This is a genomic window from Catenulispora sp. GP43, assembly GCF_041260665.1.
Classification (GTDB): Bacteria; Actinomycetota; Actinomycetes; order Streptomycetales; family Catenulisporaceae; genus Catenulispora.
Genome location: NZ_JBGCCT010000020.1, coordinates 106,765 through 131,062, shown reverse-complemented (window position 1 = coordinate 131,062; position 24,298 = coordinate 106,765). Strand labels below are relative to the sequence as shown.

The window sequence follows — 24,298 nt, the reverse complement described above, 5'->3', positions numbered from 1 at the left end:
GGCCTTTCTGAACTCAGACAACGGGAAGGACGATCGGAAGGACGATCCGCGAGGGCCTCGTGGGATCGTGGTGCACGGTGTGCCGGGCCTGAGACGCTGCGGGATGGCGGTCCCATCGGGGGAAGCAGCTGGAGGCGACCTGGACCCGGATACGGTGGCCGGGACGGAACACGTGCGCCGTGGACCACAGGTCGATCACGTACTCCCCCGGCTGGTCGGCGCTCTGAGCGGTCCGCAGGACGCCGTCGGTGACGTTGCGGGACACGCCGTCGGGATCAACGTCGCAGAGCCTTGCGACCCAGTCGGCGCCGGCGGCCGTGGACTCGGCGAACAGGTGGACGCGGACCCGGCCGATGACCTCCAGCGGGGAGTGGAGAGTTTCGCTGGTGTAGACGAGCACGTCGTCGCGCTTCTCGATCTGCGCCTGGTCATGGGGACCGGGTGGGAAATCGGGTCCGATGAGGAGCGCGCCACCGTGGGTGGGAACGGGGTCGTCGGCGTCGTGGTCGAAGGTGTCCGGCGCTGATTCCGGTGCCTCGTGTGGCGCTAAGGAGGAATCAGGATGCAGATACCAGGCAGTGTCAGCACTCTGCGGGGGCCAGGAGGGAAAACGGCGCCACTCATCGATTCCCATGACGAACACCAGTGCAGCGAAGTGATCGTCGTGCTCGCCACGGTCCGGTTTGAGGAACGTGTCGAGAAAGTCGAGCTCTCGTCGGGCCAGCCACGGCGCGGCATCGGCGGCGGGCCCGAAATCGACCTCGCCGACGTGCCGAGTCTGGTTGTCGTGCGTCCAGGGGCCGACGATCAGCGCCGACGGTTCCATGTCGAGCGTGCCTTGCAGGAAGCAGTCGAACCAGCCGCCGACGGCCAGGGCCGGCACATCGGCATGCGGAAGCACCGCGGCCCCCGGCTTCGGTGTGGACAAACCAAGCCGCCGAAGGGTGGGCATGTCATCAGCAGGAAGCTCCCACACCGTCCGTGCCGCGAACTCGTCCAGCGCACCGTTCAGCACCGCGAGCTCGGATCCGGACCGGCGTGCCAGGACGTCGAAGCCGAGGTTCAACGTCCACTGCGTGACCAGGCCCAGCTCGTACGCGCCGCCGCGCCGCAGAAGCCCGTCGTCCGCGTCCGACCACGTGAACGCCGGGACGGCAGCAGCCAACGCCGGTGGCTGCGTCGCCATCGCCGCACGCTGCGTGTGGCCGAGGTAGCTGGGCCCGTACATCCCGACCCGACCCGTAGCATCCGGCAGGCTCGCGGCCCACGCGATCGTGTCGAAGCCGTCGGCGCCTTCGTGGAGCAACGGCTCCCACACCCCGTCGGAGGCGAAGCGGCCACGGCAGTCCTGAACGATGACCAGGTAGCCGCGCCGGGTGGCGCCCCACGGGTCCAGGCGCTTCAGAACCCCTTCGTCCTGCTTGCCATACGGCGTCCGAGCAAGCAGTACCGGCCACGGACCGGCGCCGACCGGGTAATAGACATCGGCGCGCAGAACGGTGCCGTCACGCATCGCCACCTCGAATTCGGTCATGTCAGCTGATGGCCAGGTCGTCGATGTAGCCGCGATAGCCGCCGGTGGAGCCGGGATGGTCGTAGCCGACCAGGATCCGGCTGACCTGTTTGTTCGCGTTGTTCGCCGCCAGGTCGACGGTGACGTGGTTCCACGTGTCGAGCGTCAGGTGGCCGCATTGATAAGCGGGATGCGCGCGGTTGCCGTTCTGGTCCACAGCGCCGGAGTCCCGCAACGTACTGCCGTCGGTGAAGACCATGTCGACGGCGACACAACTGCTGTTGGTCGAGCCGGCCGACACCCAGGTGCTGGTGGCGTTGCCCTGGGGGTAGATCCAGTAACTCAGGGTCTTGCTGCTCCCGACGGCCAATGGATCGGCGCTGAGGTCGTAGACCTTCAGATACGCGTAGTCATTACTGCCGCCTTGAGCGGATCCGGAGTACATCAAAGCGCCGCTCCCGGTGTGCGCCGTCTCGCCTGTGCGGATGCCCGCCTCCGGGCCGGTCACGCCGCAGCAGATCCCGCTGACCCCGGTGCTGCCGCCGCCGCCGGTATCGACGGTGTCGCTCCAGGTCAAAGGCGGGTCGGTGGATTCGAAGCCGGACGAGAACGAGCTGCTGGATCCGCTCTGCAACGGCTGCGTCAGCTCGGACTGGATGGTCGCCAGCGCGGTGCCGGCCGGGGCGAGGTCGATCGTGTCGCCGGCGGAGGTGGCGATGGTGAGCTCCGCCCCGGACACGGCGCCGGTGTCGGTACCGTTGCGGTACACCTCGACGCTGCCCGACCAGGGATTGGTGACGGTGAGGCGGCCGCCGTTCTGACTGACGGCCCGGACGTACTGCACCGCGCTGCCGGACTTGCCGGCCGAGATCAGGAAGTCGCCGTAGGCGAGCAGGTCGCCGAACTTCGCGCTCGTGGACGCCGGCCAGTCGGCGAAGACCTTGATGTCGTCCTGGAACGACTGCAGCAGCATCTCGTCCAGCCCGGAGGTGGTGACGTTGATGTTCTCGATCCCGCCGCCGTTGTGGTGGATCGCCATGTTCGGATAGCTCTGGTTGGCGGCCTCGTCGTCGAGATTGCTCAGGATCGTGCTCGGGGCGTAGCCGACCCGGGCCGCCGCGGCGTAGAAGGTGGCCGGGGCGTTGCCGCCGCCCCAGGCGTTGGTCAGCGCGCCGATGGTGTTGCGGGCGGTCTGCTGCGCGGTCGGGTCGCTGTCCAGGCCGATCAGGCTGCCGGGATAGATCGCCTGGGCGTCGATGTCGTTGCCGTCGTTGACGAAGTCGCTGCCGACCTCGGTCTCGCGCAGGATGGTCTGGCCGTTCAGCGACATGGTCGGCAGGGCGCTGAGATGGGACTCGATGTTCTGCCAGGTGGCGCGGGTGGAAGCATCCTGGTTCAGCGCGGTGCTCATGTCGATCAGGCCTTGGAAGAGCAGGTGGACCAGGCCGAGCGACAGGCCGCTGTTGGTCTGCGGGTAGGACTGGTCCTCGTGCGGTGCGTCGTCGGTGATGACGTACCGGTTGTTCGCCGCGTCCCACGTCAGGTAGTTCTGCCAGAACAGCCCGACCTGCTTCAGCCAGGGGTAGACCCTGGTCGCGTAGGACGTGTCGCCGGTGTACTCGAAGCGCATCACCATGTCGCTGGCGAGGTTGGCGGCGTCGGACTTCTGGTTGTGCAGGTTCGTGTCGGCGCTGGTGCCCTTCGGCGACAGGCCGACCGGGTAGAGCACCCCGGTGTAGCCGTTCTGCGAGGCCAGGGCCTGGCCGGCGGACTGCCAGTCCAGCACCGGCTGGTCGTAGGCGTCCATCTGCGCGATGTGGTTGGTGGACAGTGCGGCGTAGAACGGCGCCTCGTAGTTGTAGTTGGTGTGGTAGTCGCCGTTCCAGTTCATCGCGCCGGTGATCCAGTTGCCCCACAGCCCGGGGGCGTACTTCCCGGAGCGCGAGACGCAGGCGAGCAGATACAGCGAGCCGTACCAGCTCTTTTCCACGGCCTTGTCGGGGATCTCGACGTAGGACTGCGACCAGTAGCCCTGCCACCAACTGCGGTGTGCGGCCTTGCGGGTGTCGACGTCGGACTGCGTCAGGGTACTGACCAGCGCGTCGGCGCTGCTCTGCCAGGAGCTGCTGTCGATGCTGGAGACGATGCCGGCGACCAGCGTGGAGGTGGTGCCCGGCTGCATCGTCAGGGTGATGGCGTTGCCGGATATCGACGGGGTCTGGCCGATCGTGCGCGCGGCGATCCGGGCGTGTGGGTCGGTGCCGGCCCCGGTGTCCGCGGCCACGTCGGCGTCCAGGTCGTTGCCGCTGCTGCCGACGGTCGGCGTGCCGCCGGAGCCGTTCTGCACGGTGATGCCGATGCTCTGCGCGCTGCCGCCGCTGAGCGCGAAGGAGGTGACGTACGTCCCGGAGTTCGCGTCGACCCAGCTCGTGGTGGTCAGCGTCTGGCCGCCCAGGGTGTAGGTGCCCCGCACTTCGGCGTGCGCGATGTCCTGGACCACGTTGTAGGACGAGCCGCTCAGCCCAGCTGCGGTAACCACGATCCGCCCCAACGGCTTGATGGCGTGGCTGGAGCCGGAGAAGAAGTCGTTCTTGCCGATGTACATCGTCTGGTCCGCGATCGACCCGCCGATCGCGACGCCGATGTCGCCGTTGCCCAGCAGCGGCGCGTCCACGGTCTCCCCGCCGGTCAGGTTCGTGGGCGGGCTCGTCCAGACGCCGGTGTACTGCTGGGCGATGCGCCAGGCCTGGTTGGCGGTGACGCTGTCCGCCCGGGCCGGAACGGTCGAGGTGGTGGTGAGCATGGCACCCACGAGGGCTGCGACCGCCCCCGCGGCGACGGACCTTCTGGACCGCAGGCTGAGTTTCATGAATCGACCACTCGCTTCACGGGAGACGCCGGGCCGTGAGTCCGGCCCGCGCGCAAGACTCGGCGGGACTGCGTCTGCGAAGCGCCGCCGTATAACGTTATCTCGAAAGAGTGGAGCGACCGCGCGGGTCTGTCAAGGGGGCTGTCAAAGGGCGTTCACGACGCCGAAACAGCCGGGCCCGGCACCTCGCCGGAGCCCCGCACCGTCAGCGAGACCGGGACCACGACGTTCTGCACCGGCCGCGAGGGATCGGCGATGCGGGCCCGCAGCAGCTCCACGGCGGTGCGCCCGATGTTCGCGGTGTCCTGCGCCACCACGGTGAGCGCCGGCTGGAGCAGGTCGGACAGCGGGACCTCGTCGAAGCCGACGATCGCCAGGCGCGAGGCGGCCTGCGGACCGAGCCGCCGCAGGACCGCGATGGTGCTGTCCATGTTGCCGGTGACCAGCGCCGTGGCCGGATCCGGGCCGCCCAGGGCGGCGTCCAGGGCCGCGGCGACCCGGTCGGCGGTGATCTCGCCGGGGTGCACCAGGCCGGCCACCGGCTGGCCGTGGGCCACCAGCGAGGCGCGGAAGGCCGCGGCCCGCTCGTGGCCGGAGAAGACCCGCTCGCTGTCGCCGATGTAGGCGATGCGGCGGTGTCCGTGCCGGTGCAGGTGGTGGAAGGCCATGCCGATGCCCGAGGCGTTGTCGGACATGACGCAGTCCACCGCCACGCCGCTCATCGGCCGGTCCATGGCCACCATCGGCATGCCGGCCTCGATCTCCGGCTGCAGGTAGGCGTGGCTCTCGGCGAACGGCTCGACGATGATGCCGTCCAGGCGCTGGCGGCACATGGAGACCAGGATGTCGCGCTCGCGGGCGGTGTCGAAGTCCGTGGAGGAGGCCATCAGGGTCAGGCGCGAGGCGCGCGCCGTCTGCTCGATGGCCGCCAGGGCCGGGTTGACCTCGGCGATCCGGCGGACCGCGGCGCCGATCGTGCCGGTGACGCCGGTGCGCAGCTGCCGGGCCCGCTCGTCGGGGCGGAAGTTCAGCGCGGCGATGGCCGCCTGGACCTTGGCGACGTACTCCGGCCCGACCGTCGGGTCGTCGTTGACCACGCGCGACACCGTGCGCAGGGCCACTCCGGCCTCGCGTGCGACGTCGACCATGGTCGGCCGCTTGGCCCGCCCCCCGGCCTCGTTCCCGCCCCGTGCAGGGCTCATCGGCGACTCCTCATCGTGTGAGTGCTCATCATGTAACAGCGCCGATATCCGGTCGAACCCTTGACACGCCTCAGCGCCGGAGGCCATCCTCCCGGATAACGTTATCTCGAAGCCGGCCCGACGTCGAGACGTGCCCGCCGGCTCGATCGGCCTATCCATCCTCTGGCATCCCCTGGAGACTCTCATGCGGCACCAGCTCCCCTCGGCAAGATCGACCCGGCTGCTCGCGGCGGGCCTGGCCGCAGGACTCCTTCTGGCCGGGTGTTCGGCGGCGGCCTCCCCCGGCGGATCGAGCGGGTCGGCCGGGTCCAAGGGCGGCGGCTCGACCACGCTGTCCTACCTGACGTTCGAGACCCCCAGCCTGACCACGTCGTTCTGGGACACCTCGATCGCCGACGGCGAGAAGGCCGTCCCGGGCCTGAGCATCAAGAAGCTCATCGCGCCGAGCACCGACCGCGACGCCTACGCCAAGCAGTTGCAGGCCTCCGGGCAGTTCCCGGATCTGCTGCAGTCGATCACGCCGTCGACGTTCGTGCAGGCCGGGCTGCTCAAGCCGTACGACCAGAGCTGGGTGAACGCCAACTTCCTGCTGCCGATGGGCAACGCCTACAAGGGCAAGGTCTACATCCCGCCGACCAACTCGCAGATCATCCCGATGGTCTTCTACAACAAGACGCTGTTCGGCAAGGCCGGGCTCTCCCAGCCGCCGAAGACCTGGGCGGACTTCATGGCCGACTGCGCCGCGCTGAAGAAGGCCGGCATCACCCCGATCGAGCTCGGCGGCGGCGACCCGTTCTCCGCCTCGATGCCGCTGACCGGGATCCTGTCCGCCGACGTGCTGGGCAAGGACCCGAACTGGCTGCAGGAGCGCTACGCCGGCAAGGTCAAGTTCACCGACGCCAACGTCGAGACCGCGGTCGCCAAGTACCGCACCATGGCCAAGAACGGGTACTTCGAGGACGGCGCGCTCGGGGTGAAGTATGCGGACTCGATCACCAACTTCACCTCCGGCAAGGCCGCGATGTACATGATGGGCAGCTGGTTCCTGGGCTCCGTCCCCAAGGACCACGCCGACGACTTCGGCGCGTTCATGACGCCCACCGACGACGGCTCGCTGGTCGTGCCGTTCGCGGTCGGCGGCTCGATGGCGATCAGCGCCAAGACCCCCGCCCCGGACAAGGCGACCGCGTTCGCCGAGGCCTGGTCGCTGGACCCGGCGAACTACAAGGCCCTGATCGAGGGCGACGGCGCGTTCCCGATGCTCAAGGGCAAGACCCTGGCCGACTACAACGTGACCGTCTCCCAGGTGTTCAAGGACTCCTACGCCTACGTGACGGACCAGAACACGAAGGTGTCCTCGATCGGGTGGGCGTCCAACGACGACGCCATGCCCTCGGGCCTGAACGACGCCTACTACGCGGCCAGCCAGGCCCTGTTCAGCTCCGACGACGTCGCCGGCCAGATGGCCAAGCTCGACTCCGCCTGGAACGCGGCGACCAGGTGAGCGGCATGACCGGCCGAGTACGCCGTCAGCGCGGCGAGAGCGCCCTGGGCGCGATCGCCGTGCTGGCCCTGGCCCTGTACGCGCTGTTCATCGTCACCCCGGTGCTCATGAGCGCGTGGAAGAGCCTGACCGACGAGAACCCGCTGCTGGCGCACGCCCGGTTCGTCGGGGTGTCCAACTACACGGACATGCTGCACGACGACGCCCTGAAGTCCAGCCTCACCTTCACCCTGGTCACCGCCCTGGCGGTGACCGCCGTGGCGAACGCCGCCGGGATCGGGTTCGCGCTGCTGCTGAACAAGACCTCGCTGAGCTACCGGGTGATGCGCACCGTGGCCTTCCTGCCGCAGGTGCTCTCCGGGGTCATCGTCGGCTTCGTCTGGCGCTACATCCTGGCCCAGGACGGCGTCCTGAACCACCTGCTGCTCAGCACCGGGCTCATCGGCAGGCCGGTCACCTGGCTGGGCAGCCCGCACCTGGCGATGTTCTCCGTCGGGCTGGTCGCCGCCTGGGTGCTGACCGGGTTCACCACGGTCGTGCACCTGGCCGCGCTGCAGTCGGTGCCGGTCGAGCTGTACCAGGCCGCGACCGTCGACGGCGCGGGGCGCTGGGCACGCTTCCGGCGCATCACCCTGCCGATGGTCGCGCCGGGGACCACGATCAGCGTGACCATCTCCCTGATCACGACCCTGAAGCTGTACGACATCATCGCCGCCCTGACCTCCGGCGGACCTGCGAACTCCACGCAGTCCACCGCGCTGTACATCATCAACCTGGCCTTCACCGACGACCGGTTCGGCTACGCCTCGGCGGTGGCCATGCTGCTGCTGGTGGTGTCGGCGGCCATCGCGCTGACGGTGACCGGGCTGCTCCGACGCCGAGAGGTGGACCTGTGACCGCCCTGACTCCGACCTCGTCGACCGCGGCCGCCCGGTCGCGGACCACAGGGCCCGCCGACCCCGCCGACCCCGCCGGCCCTTCCCGCTCCCCCGCCGCGGCACCGGCCCGCCGCCGGGCGTGGGCCTCCCGGGGTCACCTGACCGCGGCCGGGCTGCTGACGCTGGCCTTCGTCAGCCCCCTGTACCTGACGATCATCAACGCCTTCAAGTCCCAGGACCAGATCGTGCGCAACCCGTCGGCGCCTCCCGCGCCGCCGACGCTGCACAACATCACCGACGCGCTGGGCCGCTCGGACAAGATCATCCAGATCGGGCTGACCAACTCGGCGGTCACCGTCCTGGCTTCGGTGCTGCTGGTGGTCCCGCTCGGCTCGGCGTTCAGCTTCTGGCTGACCCGGCGCTCGGCGGTGTTCCGCCGCGTCGTGCTGGCCGCGTTCGCCGCCGGGCTGATGATCCCGCCGGCGGTGGTACTGCTGCCCACCATCAGGATCCTGACGATCCTGCACCTGGACCACACCTATCCGGGCCTGATCCTGTCCAACGTCGGCGGCGGGTACCTGTCGTTCGCGGTGTTCGTGTACTCCGGGTTCCTGCGGGCCGTCCCGGGCGAGATCGTCGAGGCGGCCGCCCTGGACGGCGCCGGGATGCTGCGGATCTGGTGGCGGATCATCATGCCGCTGATGCGCCCGGCCACCGCGACCGTCGCGATCTTCCTGTCCCTGTGGATCTGGAACGACTTCATGAACCCGCAGTTCATCCTCGGCCCGCTGCGCGGCCAGACCATCACCACGGGTCTGTATCTGTCGCTGGGCCAGTACTCCACCAACTACGCGCAGCTGTTCGGCGTGATGTTCCTGGCCGCGATCATCCCGGTCGCCGGCTACCTCGCCCTGCAGAAGCAGTTCATCGCCGGTCTGACCACAGGAGCCACCAAGTGACCGACGCCGTACCCGGCATCGAGGAGATCCTCGTTCTGCACCACAGCCACCTCGACGTCGGATACACGCACTCCCAGCCGATCCTGTGGCGCCTGCAGTCCGAATACATCACGCAGGCCATGGACTGGCTCGAGCAGACCGCCGACCTGCCGGAGGACCACCGGCCGAAGTGGACCTGCGAGGCCGCCGAGCCGGTGCGCCGCTGGCTGGCAGACGCCCCGGCCGAGCAGACCGTCCGGTTCAAGGACCTGTGCGACCAGGGCCGGATCGGGCTGTCCGCGCTGCGCTGGCACGTCAGCGCCACCATCGACCGGCCGGGCCTGCGCCGGCTGCTGGCCGGCAAGCGGGAGCTGGAGGACGCGGTCGGCCGCCGGATCGAGGTCGCGTGCCAGCACGACGTGAACGGCGTCCCCTGGCCGATCGCCGACGAGTTGCTGGACGCCGGCGTCGACCTGTTCGTCACGGCCGTCAACCGGCATCTCGGCGCGCCGGTGACGCCCAGGCCCGGGCTGTTCCGGTGGCGGGCGCCGTCGGGGCGGACGCTGCGGGTGTTCAACGGAAGCCACTACACGATGTTCGACCAGCTCCTGAACGCCTGGGACGACTCGGTGGAACGGATGGCCGAGGGCTGGGCCGCCTTCCAGGACCGGCTGACCCGCGACGGCTACCGGCTGCCGTTCGTGTACCTGACGTCCACCTGCTCCCCGGTCATGTGGGACAACGCGCCGCCGAACCCGTTCCTGCCCGACCTGATACGCCGGTGGAACGAAGGCGGGCACGGACCCCGCATCCGGTACGCGACCTTCGACGATCTCCGGGAACGAGTTCTGCGCGTCCCGGCCGAAGAGGTCCCGACGCTGCGGGGCGACTGGACCGACTATTGGAGCTTCGGGGTAGGCGCCTCCCCGGCCGCGACGGCGGTGAACCAGCAGTCCAAGCCGCTGCTCGCCGCCGCCGAGGTGTTGGGCGCCGACCCGGCTCTGCTCGCTGAAGCCGCCGAGCACGTGGATCTGTTCGACGAGCACACGTGGAGCCACTGGAACAGCGATCCGGGCAATCCGCAGGCCCAGGGCATCGAGACGATGAAACTGGCCGGCGCGCACGAAGGGCACGAGCTGGCGGCGTTCGCGGTGTTGGACTCGCTGGAACAGCTGGCCGGGAACCCGGTCGCGGACAAGGGCATCAGCGGCGTGCTGCTGGTCAACCCCACCGAGCACCCTCGCACCACGGCCCTTGACCTGCCCGAACCCTGGTTCACCGCGACGACGCCCGCCACCGAGCGGACGTACCGGGCCAGCCGGATGGCTTACGAGAACCGGCCGTGGCGGACGCCGGAGCCGGACGAGGCGCGGCGCCGGTTCGGAACGGTCGATCTGGCACCGCGCAGCTGGCGGGTCGTCGGGCTCGAAGACCTGCCCGAGCCGGTCTTCGCCCATCAGCCCACGCACTCGGTCGTGCGGCATGAGAAGGCGGCCCGCGAGCTCAACTTCGCCACCGCCGTCGATCGCGTGGCGGCCACCGCGCACATCGAGTCGCCGTTCCACCACCTGACCTACGACCCGGCCTCCGGCCGGATCACCTCCCTGGTCGACCGGGCGACCGGCCGCGAAGTGCTGCGCCCCAGGCCCGGCACGGACCTGCTGTCCTTCGTCCGCGAACAGCCCGACGAGCTCGTCGAGGGCGGCCGGCGCGCGTTCTACCAGCGGAACCTGGACCGCGAGATGCTCGACGAGTCGTGCTGGCAGGCGTGGACACCGCGCCACGCGCCCGCGGAGCGGGTGGTGGACTGCTCGGTCGAAGAACGGCCGGGCCGGGTGACCCTCATCCGCCGCTTCGCCGCCCCGGGAACCAGGAGCCTGATCCAGCGCATCGGCTTCGACGCCACCGACCCGGTCATCCACATCGACATCGCGGTCGACCTCGCCGGCGACACCTCCCCCACCGGGATCTACCTCGCGCTCCCCCTGGCCCTGGACGCGGGATGGCACGCCGCCTTCGACACGGCCGGCCAGAGCGTCCTGCTCGACGACGAGCAACTGCCCGGCGCCTCGCGCGGCTGGGTGACGGCGCAGTCCTCGGCCGCCATGTGGGACGACCACGGCGCCGTCGCACTGCTCACCCCCGACGCCCCGCTGGTCCAGTTCGGCGGCTTCCACTTCGGCCCGCCGCCGGACGCCGTCCCCCGCGACCGGGATCCGCTGCTGCTGAGCTGGATCGCGAACAACTACTGGGACACCAACTTCCCGCAGGTGCAGAACGGACCGGTCAAGCTCCGGTACGGACTCCTGACCCTGGCCGAGCATGATGCGGCTGAGATCGCGAGGCATGCCGCGATGCTGAGAAGCCCGCTTCTCACGTGGCCGGTGACCGGCGGTGGGCGCGCGCCGTCGGAAGGCGGGCTGTAGCCGACCACGAGAACTGCGGCCGGCGCTGCGCCGTTCGGTCCAGCGACACCACCACCCGGGGTGATCCCATACCCCCTGGTACTCGGCCCGAACTACAACATCGTACTGGACCGCGTCCCGACCACGGCGGTCTACCGGACCGAGAATGACAGCGGACGAGTGACGATCCTGGGTGCTTGGCTCGGCAGGCCTCACCGCCCGGCAGGCTGGTGGCCCGGCAGGCCGGTCAACCAGCCTGCCGGGCCGCCCGCCCCCGACCTCAGCCGATACTGAGGTCGTCGACGTACCCCCGGTACCCCCCGCTCGCCCCCGGCTGGTCGTAGCCGAGCAGGATCTTGCTGATCCCCGCCCCCGCCTTGACCGCGCCCAGGTTCACGGTGACGTGGTTCCAGGCGTCGAGCGTCAGGTGGCCGCACTGGTCGGCCGGATGGATGCCGTTGCCCGACTGGTCGGTGGCCGCCGTGTCGCGCAGGTCGCTGCCGTCGGTGAAGATCAGGTCCGCCGCGACGCACGAGCTGTCGTCCGAGCCCGCCGGCACCCATGGCGTGGTGGCGTTGGACTGCGGAAAGATCCAGTAGCTCAGGGTCGTGTCCTTCCCGACGGTCAGAGGCGACCCGTTGAAGGCGTACACCTGCAAGTACGCATGCGCGTACGCACCACCGTTCGCAGAACCCGAATACATCAACGCGGCGGTCCCGCTGTGCGCCTGCTCGCCGGTGCGCACGCCGGCCTGCGGCCCGGCCAGTCCGCAGCACAGGCCGCTGACATCGTTGTCGCCGCCGCCCTTCGCGTCGACGGTGTCGACCGTGTCGGTCCAGGTCGGCTGGGGCTGACCGGCCTCGAAGCCGGTGCTGAACGAAGCGGCGGTCGAGCTCTGGGCCGGCTGGGCCAGCTCGGTGCGGATCGTGGCGAGCGCGGTGCCGGCCGGGGCGAGGTCGATCGTCTCGCCGGCCGCGGTGGGCAGGGTGATCTTGGTGCCGGAGACGGTGCCCCGGTAGGCGCCGTCCGCGTAGTAGGCGACGGCGTGGCCGGCCCAGGGGTTGGTGAAGGTGAAGTCGCCGCCGGCCTGGCTGGTGGCCTGGATGTACTGGACGGAGTCGCCCTTGATGCTGCTGGAGACCAGGAAGTCGCCGTAGGCGAGCAGGTCGCCGAACTTCGCGTTCGACCCGGCCGGCCAGTCCGGGAAGACCTTCACGTCCTTCTGGAAGGACTGGAGCAGCATCTCGTCGAGCCCGGAGGTGGTGACGTTGAGGTTCTCGACGCCGCCGCCGTAGTGGTGCACGGACATGTTCGGGTACGACTGGTTGGTCGCCTCGTCGTGCAGCTCGTCCATCAGGGTGCTGGGGTTGTATCCGACCATGGCCGCGGCGGCGTAGAGCGTCGCCGGGGAGTTGTCGCTGTTCCAGTTGTCGAGCTGGGTGACGGTGTTCCGCGCGGTCTGGAGCAGGTCGGCCGAGCTGTCCAGGCCCACCTGCATACCGGGGTAGACCGCCTGGATCGCGATGTCGTTGCCGTCGCTGACCCAGCCCGCGCCCTGCGAGGCCTCGCTGAACACGGTCTGCCCGTTCCTGGTCATGGTCGGCAGCGGGGCGAGTTTGCTGTCGATGTTCTGCCAGGTGGGGATGAGCGAGGCGTTCACCTTCAGCGACGAGCTCATATCGATCAGCCCCTGGAACAGCAGGTGGACCAGGCCCAGGGACAGGATGCTGTTGGTCTGCGGGTAGGGGTCGCCCTCCTGCGGCGCGTCATTCTCGATCTGGTAGGTCCCGGTCGCCGCGTCCCAGGTGAGGTAGTTCTGCCAGAACAGGCCGACCTGCTCGAGGTAGGGCAGGACCTTCTGCGCGTAGGCGGCGCTGTGCGAGTACTCGTACTCCATGACCATGTCGCTGGCCAGGTTCACGGCGTCGGACTTCTGGTTGTAGAGATCGTCCACGGCGCTGGTGCCGTTGGGCGAGATCCCCACCGGGTAGAGCACGCCCTTGAACCCGTTCGCGGCCGCCTTCGCCTCCCCGTTGGGCATCCAGGCCAGCACCGGGGCGTCATAGGACCCCATCTGGGCGATGTGGTTGGTGGACAGCGCGGAGTAGAACGCCGCCTCGTAGTTGTAGTTGGCGTGGTAGTCGCCGTTCCAGTTCATCTCGCCGGTGATCCAGTTCCCCCAGAGCCCGGGCGCGTACTTGCCGGCCCGGGACACGGAGCCGAGCAGGTAGAGCGAGCCGTACCAGCTCTTCTCCACCGCCTGGTCGGGGATCTGGACGAACGACTGGGACCAGTACGTCCGCCACCAGGCCTGGCTGGCCGCGCGGACCTTCGCCAGCGAGCCGGGCGTCAGCGAGGAGGCCATCGAATCGGCAGCGGTCTGATACGCGGCGGTGTCGTGGCTGCTCTGGATCGCCGCCGCCAGGGTGTAGGTCACGCCCGGCTTCAGGGTCAGGCTGATCTGGTTGCCCGATATACCGGCGCGCCCGCCCAGGACAGTGGTCGCCACCCGGGCCTGCGGGTTGCCGGTCGCGGGCGTGGTGCCGGCCTGGACATCGGCGTCGAGCACGGCGCCGCGGCTCGAGGTGGTCGGCGTCTTGCCCTGGCCGTCCTGGAGCGTGACGGTCGCGGCCTGCGTGCTGGTCCCGGACAGGCGAAGCGTGGTGACGAAGAGGTTCTCGTCGGCCGAGATCCAGCTGGTCGACGCCAGCGTGCTCGCGCCGAGCGTGTAGGTGCCCTCGACCTGGGCCTGCGCGATGTTCTGCACGACGTGGTAGCTCGAACCGGCCATACCGGGCACCGCCAGGACGATCCGGCCCAGCGGCTCGATGCCGTTGGTCGCGGTGGAGAAGAAGTCGTTCTTGCCCAGGTAAAAGGTCTGATCGTCGATCGATCCGCCGACCGCGACGCCGACGTCGCCGTTGCCGAGCAGCGGGGCGTCGACGGTCTCGCCGGTGGCCAGGGAGGTGGGCGGGGAGTTCCAGACGCCCTGGAAGCGCGCGACGGTGCTCAGGGCCTGGGCCGGGGTGGGGTCGTCGGCGGAGGTGTGCGCGTCGGCTGAGGTGTGTGCGTCGGCGGAGGCGTGCGCGTCGGCCGGCGGCGCACTCTGGACCGCGACGAGGCCGGCGGCCGTGAGCACGGCGGCCAGCAAGCCGGCGAGGCGCCGGCTGGAGCGGGGATGACTTGTCACTGCGGAGTGACCTTTCGGGTGGCAGTGCCCTGCAGAGCTGTGCCGGGCACTGTGGGCGGACCTTCGGAGAGAGGCGAGATAACGTTATCCGCGTGGGCAACGTTAGAGCTTTGCGGAGCCAGGTCAACCCTCTTCATTGTTACAGAATGATCTCAGAAGCCTGTAGACAACGTTATCGCCACTGTGCAAATCGGACCGTGCAAATCGGCTGGCCCCGGCAAGCCGGCACCGGTACCTTCCGTCGCATGATCACCGTGTCGAACGACGAACTCATCGCCGCCGCCCAGGCCGTCGTCCATCCGCACAAAGTGGGCGACCGCCTGTTCGGCGACGTGGGCGCCGCATTGCTCACCGAAGACGGGAACACCTACGCGGGCGTCTGCATCGACACCGGATCCGGAACCGGCTTCTGCGCCGAACACGCCGCCATCAGCGCCATGGTCACGGCCCGCGAGTACCGCATCGCACGGATCGTCGCCGTCTGGCGCGACGAGGACGGCGTCTGGTTCGTCCTGCCACCCTGCGGCCGGTGCAGGGAATTCATTCGCCAGATCGACTGGGACAACATCGACACCGAGGTGATCCTTGGACGCCGGCGGACGGCGACGCTGCGCGAACTGCTGCCCGCCAACGAATGGCCCGACCCGCTCGACTGAGTCGCGCAAGCCCCGTCGGCACCTTCGACGCAGGGCCCCGCTTCCCGAACATCCCACCCCCGATCCCGGGACAGCCGCCTCCCGCTTCGCTACCGTGGTCGTCATGGCCGAAGCTGCTGTGCGCCGTCTGCCCGACCCGGATCCGCTCCTGGGCGCCGAGCCGATGCCCGACGCGCTGTTCGAGGACCTGCTGGCGGACTCCGGCGAGCGCAACGGCGAGGCGTACCAGGCGATCGCCGAGGCCGAGGCGACCTGGTCGTGACGCCGTGACCTTCCGGCTCACGCCCGAGCAGATCTGCCGCGTGAACCAGGTCTGCGGCGGCGACGGGAGACCGCGCGACCCCGCGATCCTCCCGGTCGCGCTGTCCGTCGCGTACGGGGTGGTGTGGTCGCCCCGCACCCGGGCCTGGGAGCTGGAGTACCCCGATCCGCTGGACCGCGCCGTGCACCTGGTCATCGACCTGATCCGCTACCGCACCTTCGAGATCTCCAATACCGCGACCGCGATCCGCGTCGCCGACGTCCTGCTGGCCGCCGACGGCATCGTCCTCACCCTGGACCCCGAGCACGCCGCGCTGTGGGCCGAGCAGTGCGCCCACGACCACATGCGCGCCCCGTCGTGGATGAAGCAGTGGCTCGCACCGTGGCTGAAGCGGGCCGACTGAGCCGCCGTGTCCGATCGGTAGCATGCTGCGAACGGTCGCGGGTCGGCCGGGGGAAGACGATCTTGGAGGGTCCGTGGGCGACGGCGGCGGGGAAGACTGGCTCGATCTGGCCGATGCGATCACGCTTCTGCGCAGGCAGGTGGCCGAGGCACAGCGGCGGGTCGCGGTTGAGGGAGACAGCGGTGTGCACTTCACGCTCGGCGGGATCACGCTGGAGCTAGGCCTCGAACTGACCCGCACCCACGGCGGGGACGCGGGGCTGCGGTTCGCGGTGGTCAGCGTGGGCGGCAAGGCCGAGGAGGCGAACAAAGCCACGCACAAAGTCACGGTACAACTCGAAGCACACGGCGCCGATCTCGCCCCGATCGATGTCCGTGATCGGGACACGGCGTAGTCGGGACACCGCGCAGGCCAAGTACCGCGAAAATTCGGGCTGAGGGGGAAGGTGCCGGGTGGAGTTCGACCGGCGAGTACAGATCCGGGTTTATGAGGATGACGGCATCGGGTTCGGATCGGGCTATCTCATCGCGCCGCGCCTGGTCCTGACCGCAGGCCACGTCATCGAGACGGCGCCGGGACGGCCGGCACCGCACCCGGCTGCTGCTTCTCGCCCGCGCCGCAGGCCCCTGGCAGAGCAGCGGTTTCGGCACGTCGCAGTCCGATGAGATCCTGGCCCGCGTGCCGACGACGGCGCTCGCGCCGTTGGTCCCGATGGACGGCCCGGGTCAGGCTCGCGACGCGTTGTTCTCGGACGCGATAAGGGATCTTGCGGGTCTCTTGGAGGGCTTGCCGGGTCTTCCCGGTCGTCCGGCGGCCGGATGGCCGGCGTTGGCTGCTTCTTTGGGCGTGCCTTGGCACCTGGCCAGCGCAGGCCTTGAGTCGGTACTCGCGGTGCAGATGGCCGCTCTCAATACTCTGCTCCAGCACGGCACCGCGCCGGTGCGTGCCGCGCCCCAAGAACCGGCGGAGGCGACTCTGCTTCGGCATGAGCAGCGGTACTGGATGCGGTCTGCGGAGCGTCTGGGGGCGTTGGATCCGACGCTGGTGCTGCGGGCTGTGGCGGTTGCGACGTTGTGTGGCGCGGCGAACGAGACTGAGGCTCTCGCGGCCATCAGCGTGCTTCCGGAGCTGGCCGCTGCCCAGGGGCCGGCTGTCGCGGTGTGGCTGCGCGCCCTCTATCCGCCTGGTCCCGATCAGTTTTGGGGACCTCTCCAACCTGATCGAGTGGGTGAGTATCTTGCTTCGCTCGCTGTCCTTGATCTCGGGGTGTCGTTTCCGTTGGCGGCCTTGTTGGCGCAGGGTGCCGCCGATCAGCAGGTACGCCTGGTGACGGTGCTCGCCCGCGCCGTCGCCGCGCATCATCAGACGGGCCTGACGGCTCGAGCCGCCGGCATCCGGGATGCCCTCGGCGACGCACTGGCGGAGACCAGTTTCGATTTTCCGGTACTGATCGCGCTGAGTGATGCCCTTCGCGAAGCGGCCGGCGGTTTGAGTGATGTCGCGGTGCGGCTTGCTCAGGACTCGGTGGCGATCGCCCGGCGGTCGCTGCAAGGCACTGCGATGCCCGGTGCGATGCCCAATACAATGCCCACCAACCCCTTGTTCAGTTCTGCCCGCGGCATGCTCGACGTCGCGCTGTCTTTGCTGATGTCCTCGCTGCACGCTGCGGGCCGTCCGCAGGAGTCTTTGGCGGCAGCGCAGGAGCTGGTGGAAACCTGGCAGGAGGTGGACGGGACCGATCTCGGTGACGACCACCGGCTGGCGAGCGCGCTGTGTCTGCTGATGCGTGACCAGATGGATCTGGGGATGCACGAGGAGGCGTTGCGGTATCTCGGGCAGGCCCTGGCGGTGGTGGAGCGAGTCGGCGCCTCAGAACTGCACATGCCGCCGTCGCTCGCCCTGAACCTGGAGAGTCTGGCTCAGACTTTGTGGGACATGAACCGCCTGGACGAGGCCGTGCGCCTCATGGGCCGGGCGGTGGCGGCCTGGGAACAGATGAGCGGTCCGTTGGCGGATCAGGAGTTGCCGCTCGGCGTATGGCGCTCCAATCTCGCGCTGCTGCTGCAAGCCACCGGCCGGCTCGATGAGGCGCTGCACGTGATCGAGGCCTCCGTAGAGGCCCAGCGCCGACTGGCTCGGCGCGATCCGCGCGCTTATGAGCCGATGTTGATGAGTTCCCTGTTGAACATGGCCGGCATCCTGGAGGATCTGGGGCGTACCGCTGAGGCGTGCCAGACGATGGAGCAGACCATCGCCATCGGCGAGCACCGGCATCGGATGGGGTTCGATGCCGGGAATGACACGGGCGGCATCGAGGGCCGCCTGATGGGGTACAAGCTCCGGCTCGCGGTCTGGCAGCACCGGCTTGGCGCGTGGCCGGCGTTCATGGCCGAGCTGGGCGGTGCTTTGAAGATGTGGAACCGGCTCGATCCGCTGGATCCGGATACGGAGTGGCGCGCGGGTGGTCCGCTCAATGAGGCGGTATTGATCCTGGTGGAGGCGGGACGCTGGGAGGAGGCTCTGCGGCCGGCGATGACGGCGCTGGACATATGGAGCCGGCTGGCGTGCCGGAGCGAGGCTCATATACCGGATTTCCTGCAGGCCTACCGCGCGTTGGAGTTCGTGGTGCCGCGGCTGGGGCCGGGCCCGGGGCCCGACGAGGACGATGCCTGGTTCCCGGCGTTGGACCGCCGCTTGACGAGTTCGGTGCCGGCCGCCAAGGCGGCGGTGCAGGACGCGATGGCACGGCACGGGTAGTTCGGGTCTCGTCGCGTTACGTGTTCCCCCGCCACGACAGGCAGCCTCGGCCGCGGTACACCTGGAGTGTGATCGAGTGTATTCGTGCTCTGATTCAGTGGCTTTCGGGAGGGGAACACCCAGTGCTACCCGAGCTCAGGAAGGTCCGGCGGCGATCGGCGTCCGGCGTCGCCGCCTTCACCACTTTCGCCGCCTTCGCCCTGGCCTTCGCCGGGGTGGCCGGTGCGGCAGCGGCACCGCCCGCACACGCGGCCACAGTGCGCACCCTGGCGTACGTGGTGGACTCCGCGGGCGACTCGGTGCGCGTGATGGACCCGGCCGCCAAGACCGTCGTCGGCACGATCCCGGTAGGAGCCTATCCGTACAAAATCGTCGTTAGCCCGGACGGGGGCACGGCCTACGTCCTGAACTACAACAGCGACACCGTCTCGGTGATCGACGCGGCGAGCAGCACGGTCACACACACCGTCCCGGTCTGCGCCAGCCCCTTTTCCGAGGCGATGAAGCCGGACGGCACCCAGGTGTGGGTCGGCTGCTACGGCGGCGGCATCTCGGTGATCGACACCGCCTCGGCGACGGTCACGATGACGGCCGGCACGGCCCCGGGCCTGGGCAGCATCGCGTTCACCGGCGACGGCTCCACGGTCTACGCCCTGTACAACGACGACGGGCCGCCCCCCGGCGTCGACGCGATCGACAGCGCGACCGGCGCGGTGACCCGCACCATCCCCCTGTCGGGCAATCCCGAGGGGCTGACCGTCAGCCCGGACGGGTCGACGCTCTACATCGCCCGGTGGGACACCGACGCCCTCGACGTGATCGACACCGCCGGCGGCACCGTCTCGGCCACGCTCCCCGTCGGGGGCGTCGCCGACGACGGCGTCCTGAACCCGGCCGGCACCACCGCCTACAACTGCATCACCGGAAAGGACGTCGCCGTCATCGACCTGGCAAGCCGGTCCATCACCGCCACTTTGCCGGACGAGTGCGGCGAAATGGCGTTCACCCCCGACGGGACCACGCTGTACTCCGCCAACGGCGGGCACGGCCTGTCCGTGATCGATATCGCCACCGGGGCGGTCACCTCCACACTCACGACCGGGCTCGGGGTCCCGGGCGCGGTCGGGTTCGTCCGGGTCGCGCCCGCCGCGTCGGTGTCCGCGGTCAGTCCCGCGCAGGGCCCTGAGGCCGGCGGCACGACGGTCACCATCACCGGCGGCCTGTTCACCGGCGCCACCGGCGTGGACTTCGGCGGGACCCCGGCCGCCTCGTTCACCGTCGACTCCGGCACGCAGATCACCGCCGTGGCCCCGGCGCACACCGACGGCACGTTCGACGTCACCGTCACCGATGACAACGGCACCAGCGCCACCGGAGCGGGCGACAAGTTCACCTACGCCGAGTCCGCGCCGACCGTCACCGGCCTGAGTCCGTCCGGCGGCGTGTCCAGCGGCGGCACCTCGGTCACGATCACCGGCACCGACCTGGGCACCACCAGCGCGGTCTACTTCGGCGGGACGGCGGCCTCCTCGTTCACCGTGGACTCCGACACCCAGGTCACGGCGGTGACCCGGGCGCAGACCAACGGGACCGTCGACGTGACGGTCACGAACTCCGCGGGCACCAGCCCGGCCACCGCGGCCGACAGGTTCACGTTCTTCTCCCCCGTGCCGGTGATCACCTCGGTGAGCCCGTCCGTGGGCCTCTACCTCGGCGGCACCGCCGTCACGATCACCGGCATCCGGTTCACCGGCGCGTTCCGCGTGTCGTTCGGCGGCGTGGCGGCGTCGTACACGCTGGACTCCCCCACGCAGATCACTGCCATCGCACCGCCGGTGAGTTCCTATATGTCACCGGCGGGTACGTCACCAGCGGGAATGTCACCGGCGGGCGGTGCGATGCTCCGGCCGAACCTGGCGTTCACGGTCGACGTCCGGGTCTCCACCGACGTCGACACCAGCGCGATCAGCACGGCTGATCGATACACGTACACCGTGCCCGGCTGACGAACGTACGCTCAGGCCCCCGGGGCGGGGACTATGGGGGCGATCGGGGACGTATACGGCGGGAGGCTGAACAGGCTCGTCTCGTAGGCGCAGACGTCGTATTCGCTGCCGGCGTCGTAGCTCTCGCTGTGGGCGTAGGACTGGACGTTCGTGCCGGTGCTCTTCTGCAGGAAGAAGGTGGTGCCGGGCGGCAGCGTGAGCGACGTCTTGGGGTAGTCGATGCTGCTGTTGCCACAGGCGTTCTGTTGTCCGTCGGTCGCGTTGGCGTAGGTCTTGCAGCCGGAGCACGCGGCGATGTTGATCGTGCCGGTGGCCGGGCCGGTGTAGAGGATCTGCATCGGGTCGGGGCTGTCGTTGGAGACCGTGAGGCTGACGCTTCCGCTGTTGGTGAGGGTGGGTGTCACCTTGCCGGCGTCGGCGTCCTGCTGGGCGATCTGGGCGGCGATGCTGTACTTCTGGGCCAGCGCCTTGTTGGGATCGTTCGGGTAGGTGCTGACGAAGCTGTCCATCGCGGTCTGGGCGCCGGCGAAGTCGCCGCCCTTGTACTTGGACACCGCGCAGCTGTAGCTGCCGGATTCGACGTCGGCGAGGGCTGTGGTGGCGTCCTTCTGCAGGGCGGTGGAGATGCCGGAGACGGGGCTGGTGAGGTCCTTGATCTGGGTGCTGAGCTGGGTGAGGCTGTCGGTGGCGGTGCACGGGTCGGATCCGGTGATGCCGCCGGCGGCCGCGCCGAGGGCGTTGGAGACGGCGGGTTCGACCTGCCCGGCCTGCGCGGAGTTGGGGAAGGTGGACATCAGCAGGTTGAGGTCCTGGGTCGCGGTGGTCAGGTTGGCGCCGGCGCCGCTGAGGTAGCCGGTGCCGCACTGCAACAGGGAGGTCGCGAGCGGGTCGTCGGGGAAGGCGGCCAGGCTCCCGAGGTCTTGGGTGCTGAACGTCCCCGAGGGGAGGCTGCGCAGGTAGGTCAGGGGCTCGATCGCGTCGCAGTAGTCGTGCTTGGTGTAGGGAGCGCTGACGCTCTGGTAGAACGCGGCGAGGCGTCCGGGAACGAGCTTGCCGGCGCGTGAGGTGCGGTGGTTGTCGAGCAGGTCCCGGTACGCGGCCAGGCCCGGGCCGAAGTCCGTCTCGGCGGTGGCGATGGGCTCGGTCTCGGCGGTGGCGAGACCGGCGTCGGCGGTGGTCAGGCGCTTGAGCAGCATCTGCTGGATGGCCTCTTGGTGCGCGTTGTCGTAGAGCACCGTGCCGCCGACGGGCACCGCGAGGAGCACGACGGCCAGGCCGAACGCGAGCTGCGAGCGCGGCGGCCAGCTCAGCGGCGTGCGCAGGCCGCGTACGGCGCCGTGGATGGCGGTGACGGCGAGGATCGCGAGGTAGATGACCGTGATGGCGATCGGGACGCCGCCTGCCGTGGCCGGCAGGGCGATCAGCAGGAAGATCGCGGTGGCGATCCAGCTCCAGACGGCCGCCCTCCAACGGCGCATGAGGACGTAGCCGATGCCCAGGCCGCTGAGGTTCAGCAGGGCCACCGCCGCGGCGCGCCACCAGTCCGGCGCCGGTTGCAGCGGGACCTGCGGGAGGGCGATCAGCCCGTCCGGCGGGCCCGGGTGCGCCGGCGCGGGGGTCGGCGGGGGCGCGATGGTGGGCGGAGGCGGCGCGACTGGCGGCAGGCTGCCGAGGCGGTGCGGCGGGATGTACGGGGCCGGGATGAGCGGCGGAGGCTGGTCGGCCTGCTGCTGTGCGGGGATCTCGGTGGTCTCGCGGTTCTCGCGGTCGACGCGCTCCTCACGGTCCTCACGGTTCTCGCGGCCGTCGCGCTCCTCGTGCCTATCCCGGACGCCGCCCTGCGGCTCGTCGATCATGTCGGTCATGGTGATGCCCCCTGAATTCCTGGCCTGATAAGCGGTGCCCGGCACGCTCATGGCAAGTACATCGGGGTCCACGGGGGACGGGCAACGGCAATTCGGCCAAGATCTCCTCGGAGCTCGTGGTTTCCTGTTGCCAAAATCGCGGCGGCCCCGTGGAGCGTCCGGCCGGCTTGCCTCCCGCACGCTCCCACTGCGCGGCGTCCCACTCGACGTACTCGATCTGCACCCCGCCGGCAAGCCTGGCCGCTGGACTGGTGCTGCATCTGTGCGGGTGGCAGGAGTCGAACCTGCTCAGGACTAAGCCACCTGGTTTACAGCCAGGCCCGGATCTCCGGCTCCGGGGCACCCGCTCGCCACGGCACGCGGACAGCGTGCCGTCGTGCCCCAGGGTGGACTCGAACCACCGCACCCGGCTTCGTAGGCCGGAGCTCTATCCGCTGAGCTACAAGGGCAAGAAGGGACAAGCGAAGAAAGAAGAGAAGCAAAGCAAGAAGCTGACAGCGCTGCGATGAGCGCCCGGTGAGCCGGTCAGACGCGTCGGGACACCGCGGCATAGCGTCGGCCCTCGGCGCGTCGCGCCGGCCGTCGATACACGCGGGTCTGGGGGTTCACGACGCTGCTCCTGCTCGGATGATGGCCGGCGCCTCGTGCGCGGCTCATGTCGTTGACGGTACCGGGGGCCCCGATGCGACGGCAAAGCATTTTCGGCAACACAATGGCGCCATGTCCGTCATCATCGATACCCCCGTCGGCGTGCGTGGCCACGGCGCGGCCATGACCGAACTGACCAGCAACGAAGGCTTTCTCGGCGCGGTGCTCGGCAGGTCGCACCGGCTCCACTACAGCAGCCGCGACAAGCTGCACGTCGTCAACATGCCGATACCCGCGCACGGCGGGTCCGGCAGGTCCGATGGATCCCGCAACGCCGCCGCCTATGGGGTCCCCACCGTGAGCCTCGCCATCCAGGCGGTCCACCAGGCGTTCTCCGCTCATGTGGCGGTCAGCTTGCGTCCCGACACGCTGTGGTACTTCATCGTCCACGAGGTCGCGGAGCATGTACGGCAGAACCCTGACCTTTACGCGGGACTGTTCACCGAGACGCCGGGGTCGAAGCAGACCATCGTGGTCCGCGACGACTGCCTGCGCTACGACGAGCCGTCGGACTGGCAGTGGGCTGTCAACCTGGTGCGCGAGCCGCTCGCCGCCAAGATCACCGAGCGCACCGTGCAGCTCTTCATGCCGCGCTTCTCCACCTCGACGTTGGAGGACGAGACGGCGCTGCTGATCGCGCTCATGGACGTCGTCAGCCCTTACTACGTCTTCGAATGGCACTCCTTGTGCGGCATCCCCCGCATCCGCCTGGAGGGCACGCCGGCCGACTGGCGCAGCCTCCACGATCGTGCCGAGCGGCTGGCCGGCGAGTTCAGCGGGCTTCGCGGCTACTTCGCCGACCTCCTGCCGGTGCTGCGGACGATCGCCGAGACGGCCGGCGGCGCGACCCCCGACGAGCTGTTCTGGTACTCGATCTACAAGGTGGACAACATGTCGGGCGGTCCGTATGTCAACGGCTGGCTGACGGCGTTCTTCGCCCACTACCAGGTCGGCAGCGGCGCCGTACTCAAGGAGCAGTTCGACTGGGCCACCGGCCATGGCTGGCTGACCAACCAGTTCCCCTCGCACATCACCACCGTCCCGTTCGTCTGGGACTACGGCCCCAACGACGCCCGGTACGACATGGCGTTCGTCGCGGGGGTCACAGGGGTCGACCACGACGACGACTCGTTCCTGAGCCCACGGCTCGGTTTCGCCGTCGCCGAACTGCGCAGGAAGTGAGGCTTTCGCCGCCATCCGAA

16 protein-coding genes and 2 tRNA genes are annotated in these 24,298 nt (G+C 69.4%); 11 read left to right on the top strand and 7 right to left on the bottom strand.

All coding sequences use genetic code 11. The features are described 5' to 3' along the window. Nucleotides 1–13 precede the first annotated feature (13 nt). The 3 genes from ABH926_RS33935 to ABH926_RS33925 form a co-directional block, all read right to left on the bottom strand. Nucleotides 14–1,534, bottom strand: coding sequence for a CocE/NonD family hydrolase (locus ABH926_RS33935; protein ID WP_370370034.1), 1,521 nt, complete (start codon nucleotides 1,532–1,534; stop codon nucleotides 14–16). A gap of 1 nt (nucleotide 1,535) precedes the next feature. Further along, nucleotides 1,536–4,316: a hypothetical protein gene (locus ABH926_RS33930; RefSeq protein WP_370370033.1), complete on the bottom strand. Its 2,781-nt coding sequence runs from the start codon at nucleotides 4,314–4,316 to the stop codon at nucleotides 1,536–1,538. A gap of 221 nt (nucleotides 4,317–4,537) precedes the next feature. Next, a complete protein-coding gene (locus ABH926_RS33925) occupies nucleotides 4,538–5,584 on the bottom strand; it encodes a LacI family DNA-binding transcriptional regulator (RefSeq protein WP_370370032.1) in 1,047 nt (348 codons plus the stop codon). A 184-nt stretch (nucleotides 5,585–5,768) separates the two neighbouring features. Between ABH926_RS33925 and ABH926_RS33920 the strand changes: the two genes are divergently transcribed. From ABH926_RS33920 to ABH926_RS33905, 4 genes are read left to right on the top strand one after another with little or no spacing between them, the layout of a single operon-like run. Continuing rightward, complete coding sequence (locus ABH926_RS33920) at nucleotides 5,769–7,088, top strand: ABC transporter substrate-binding protein (protein ID WP_370370031.1); 1,320 nt, start codon at nucleotides 5,769–5,771, stop codon at nucleotides 7,086–7,088. 5 nt (nucleotides 7,089–7,093) lie between these two features. After that, nucleotides 7,094–7,984, top strand: a complete 891-nt coding sequence (locus ABH926_RS33915; protein WP_370370030.1) for a carbohydrate ABC transporter permease — start codon at nucleotides 7,094–7,096, stop codon at nucleotides 7,982–7,984. After that, a complete protein-coding gene (locus ABH926_RS33910; RefSeq protein WP_370370029.1) occupies nucleotides 7,981–8,925 on the top strand; it encodes a carbohydrate ABC transporter permease in 945 nt (314 codons plus the stop codon). Before ABH926_RS33915 ends, ABH926_RS33910 begins: the two co-directional genes overlap by 4 nt. Further along, a complete protein-coding gene (locus ABH926_RS33905) occupies nucleotides 8,922–11,330 on the top strand; it encodes a glycoside hydrolase (protein ID WP_370370028.1) in 2,409 nt (802 codons plus the stop codon). The genes ABH926_RS33910 and ABH926_RS33905 overlap by 4 nt, the downstream gene beginning before the upstream one ends. A 259-nt stretch (nucleotides 11,331–11,589) precedes the next feature. Here ABH926_RS33905 and ABH926_RS33900 read toward each other — a convergent pair whose 3' ends face one another. After that, nucleotides 11,590–14,499 (bottom strand): hypothetical protein, encoded by a 2,910-nt coding sequence (locus ABH926_RS33900; RefSeq protein ID WP_370370027.1) that lies wholly within the window; start codon nucleotides 14,497–14,499, stop codon nucleotides 11,590–11,592. Between the two features lie 245 nt (nucleotides 14,500–14,744). Between ABH926_RS33900 and ABH926_RS33895 the strand changes: the two genes are divergently transcribed. The 6 genes from ABH926_RS33895 to ABH926_RS33870 all read left to right on the top strand — a co-directional run bounded on the left by ABH926_RS33895 (nucleotide 14,745) and on the right by ABH926_RS33870 (nucleotide 20,583). After that, a complete protein-coding gene (locus ABH926_RS33895) occupies nucleotides 14,745–15,155 on the top strand; it encodes a cytidine deaminase (RefSeq protein WP_370370026.1) in 411 nt (136 codons plus the stop codon). Between the two features lie 103 nt (nucleotides 15,156–15,258). Further along, nucleotides 15,259–15,417 (top strand): hypothetical protein, encoded by a 159-nt coding sequence (locus ABH926_RS33890; RefSeq protein ID WP_370334120.1) that lies wholly within the window; start codon nucleotides 15,259–15,261, stop codon nucleotides 15,415–15,417. Between the two features lie 4 nt (nucleotides 15,418–15,421). After that, entirely contained in the window at nucleotides 15,422–15,820 is a 399-nt protein-coding gene (locus ABH926_RS33885; RefSeq protein WP_370370025.1) for a hypothetical protein, read from the top strand. Between the two features lie 73 nt (nucleotides 15,821–15,893). Then, nucleotides 15,894–16,214 (top strand): trypco2 family protein, encoded by a 321-nt coding sequence (locus ABH926_RS33880; protein WP_370370024.1) that lies wholly within the window; start codon nucleotides 15,894–15,896, stop codon nucleotides 16,212–16,214. 284 nt (nucleotides 16,215–16,498) lie between these two features. Then, on the top strand, nucleotides 16,499–18,577 hold the full coding sequence (locus tag ABH926_RS33875) for a tetratricopeptide repeat protein (protein WP_370370023.1): 2,079 nt from the start codon (nucleotides 16,499–16,501) through the stop codon (nucleotides 18,575–18,577). 122 nt (nucleotides 18,578–18,699) lie between these two features. Next, nucleotides 18,700–20,583 (top strand): IPT/TIG domain-containing protein, encoded by a 1,884-nt coding sequence (locus ABH926_RS33870; RefSeq protein ID WP_370370021.1) that lies wholly within the window; start codon nucleotides 18,700–18,702, stop codon nucleotides 20,581–20,583. Between the two features lie 11 nt (nucleotides 20,584–20,594). On the opposite strand, the gene ABH926_RS33865 is transcribed toward ABH926_RS33870, so the two are convergent. The 3 genes from ABH926_RS33865 to ABH926_RS33855 form a co-directional block, all read right to left on the bottom strand. Beyond that, on the bottom strand, nucleotides 20,595–22,448 hold the full coding sequence (locus ABH926_RS33865; RefSeq protein ID WP_370370019.1) for a hypothetical protein: 1,854 nt from the start codon (nucleotides 22,446–22,448) through the stop codon (nucleotides 20,595–20,597). A 263-nt stretch (nucleotides 22,449–22,711) separates the two neighbouring features. Continuing rightward, a tRNA-Tyr gene (locus ABH926_RS33860) sits at nucleotides 22,712–22,795 on the bottom strand. Nucleotides 22,796–22,825: 30 nt separating this feature from the next. Next, nucleotides 22,826–22,897, bottom strand: a tRNA-Arg gene (locus tag ABH926_RS33855). A gap of 271 nt (nucleotides 22,898–23,168) precedes the next feature. Here ABH926_RS33855 and ABH926_RS33850 point away from each other — a divergent pair. After that, nucleotides 23,169–24,278 (top strand): DUF4419 domain-containing protein, encoded by a 1,110-nt coding sequence (locus ABH926_RS33850; protein ID WP_370370018.1) that lies wholly within the window; start codon nucleotides 23,169–23,171, stop codon nucleotides 24,276–24,278. The last annotated feature ends 20 nt before the right edge of the window (nucleotides 24,279–24,298 follow it).

Bases quoted from the DNA above. Each gene is read 5' to 3' on its own strand.
- ABH926_RS33930 (WP_370370033.1), bottom strand. From the start codon at position 4,316: ATGCTCACCACCACCTCGACCGTTCCGGCCCGGGCGGACAGCGTCACC.
- ABH926_RS33890 (WP_370334120.1), top strand. From the start codon at position 15,259: ATGGCCGAAGCTGCTGTGCGCCGTCTGCCCGACCCGGATCCGCTCCTG.
- ABH926_RS33850 (WP_370370018.1), top strand. From the start codon at position 23,169: ATGTCCGTCATCATCGATACCCCCGTCGGCGTGCGTGGCCACGGCGCG.
- ABH926_RS33895 (WP_370370026.1), top strand. From the start codon at position 14,745: ATGATCACCGTGTCGAACGACGAACTCATCGCCGCCGCCCAGGCCGTC.
- ABH926_RS33920 (WP_370370031.1), top strand. From the start codon at position 5,769: ATGCGGCACCAGCTCCCCTCGGCAAGATCGACCCGGCTGCTCGCGGCG.
- ABH926_RS33935 (WP_370370034.1), bottom strand. From the start codon at position 1,534: ATGACCGAATTCGAGGTGGCGATGCGTGACGGCACCGTTCTGCGCGCC.
- ABH926_RS33865 (WP_370370019.1), bottom strand. From the start codon at position 22,448: ATGACCGACATGATCGACGAGCCGCAGGGCGGCGTCCGGGATAGGCAC.
- ABH926_RS33925 (WP_370370032.1), bottom strand. From the start codon at position 5,584: ATGAGCCCTGCACGGGGCGGGAACGAGGCCGGGGGGCGGGCCAAGCGG.
- ABH926_RS33915 (WP_370370030.1), top strand. From the start codon at position 7,094: ATGACCGGCCGAGTACGCCGTCAGCGCGGCGAGAGCGCCCTGGGCGCG.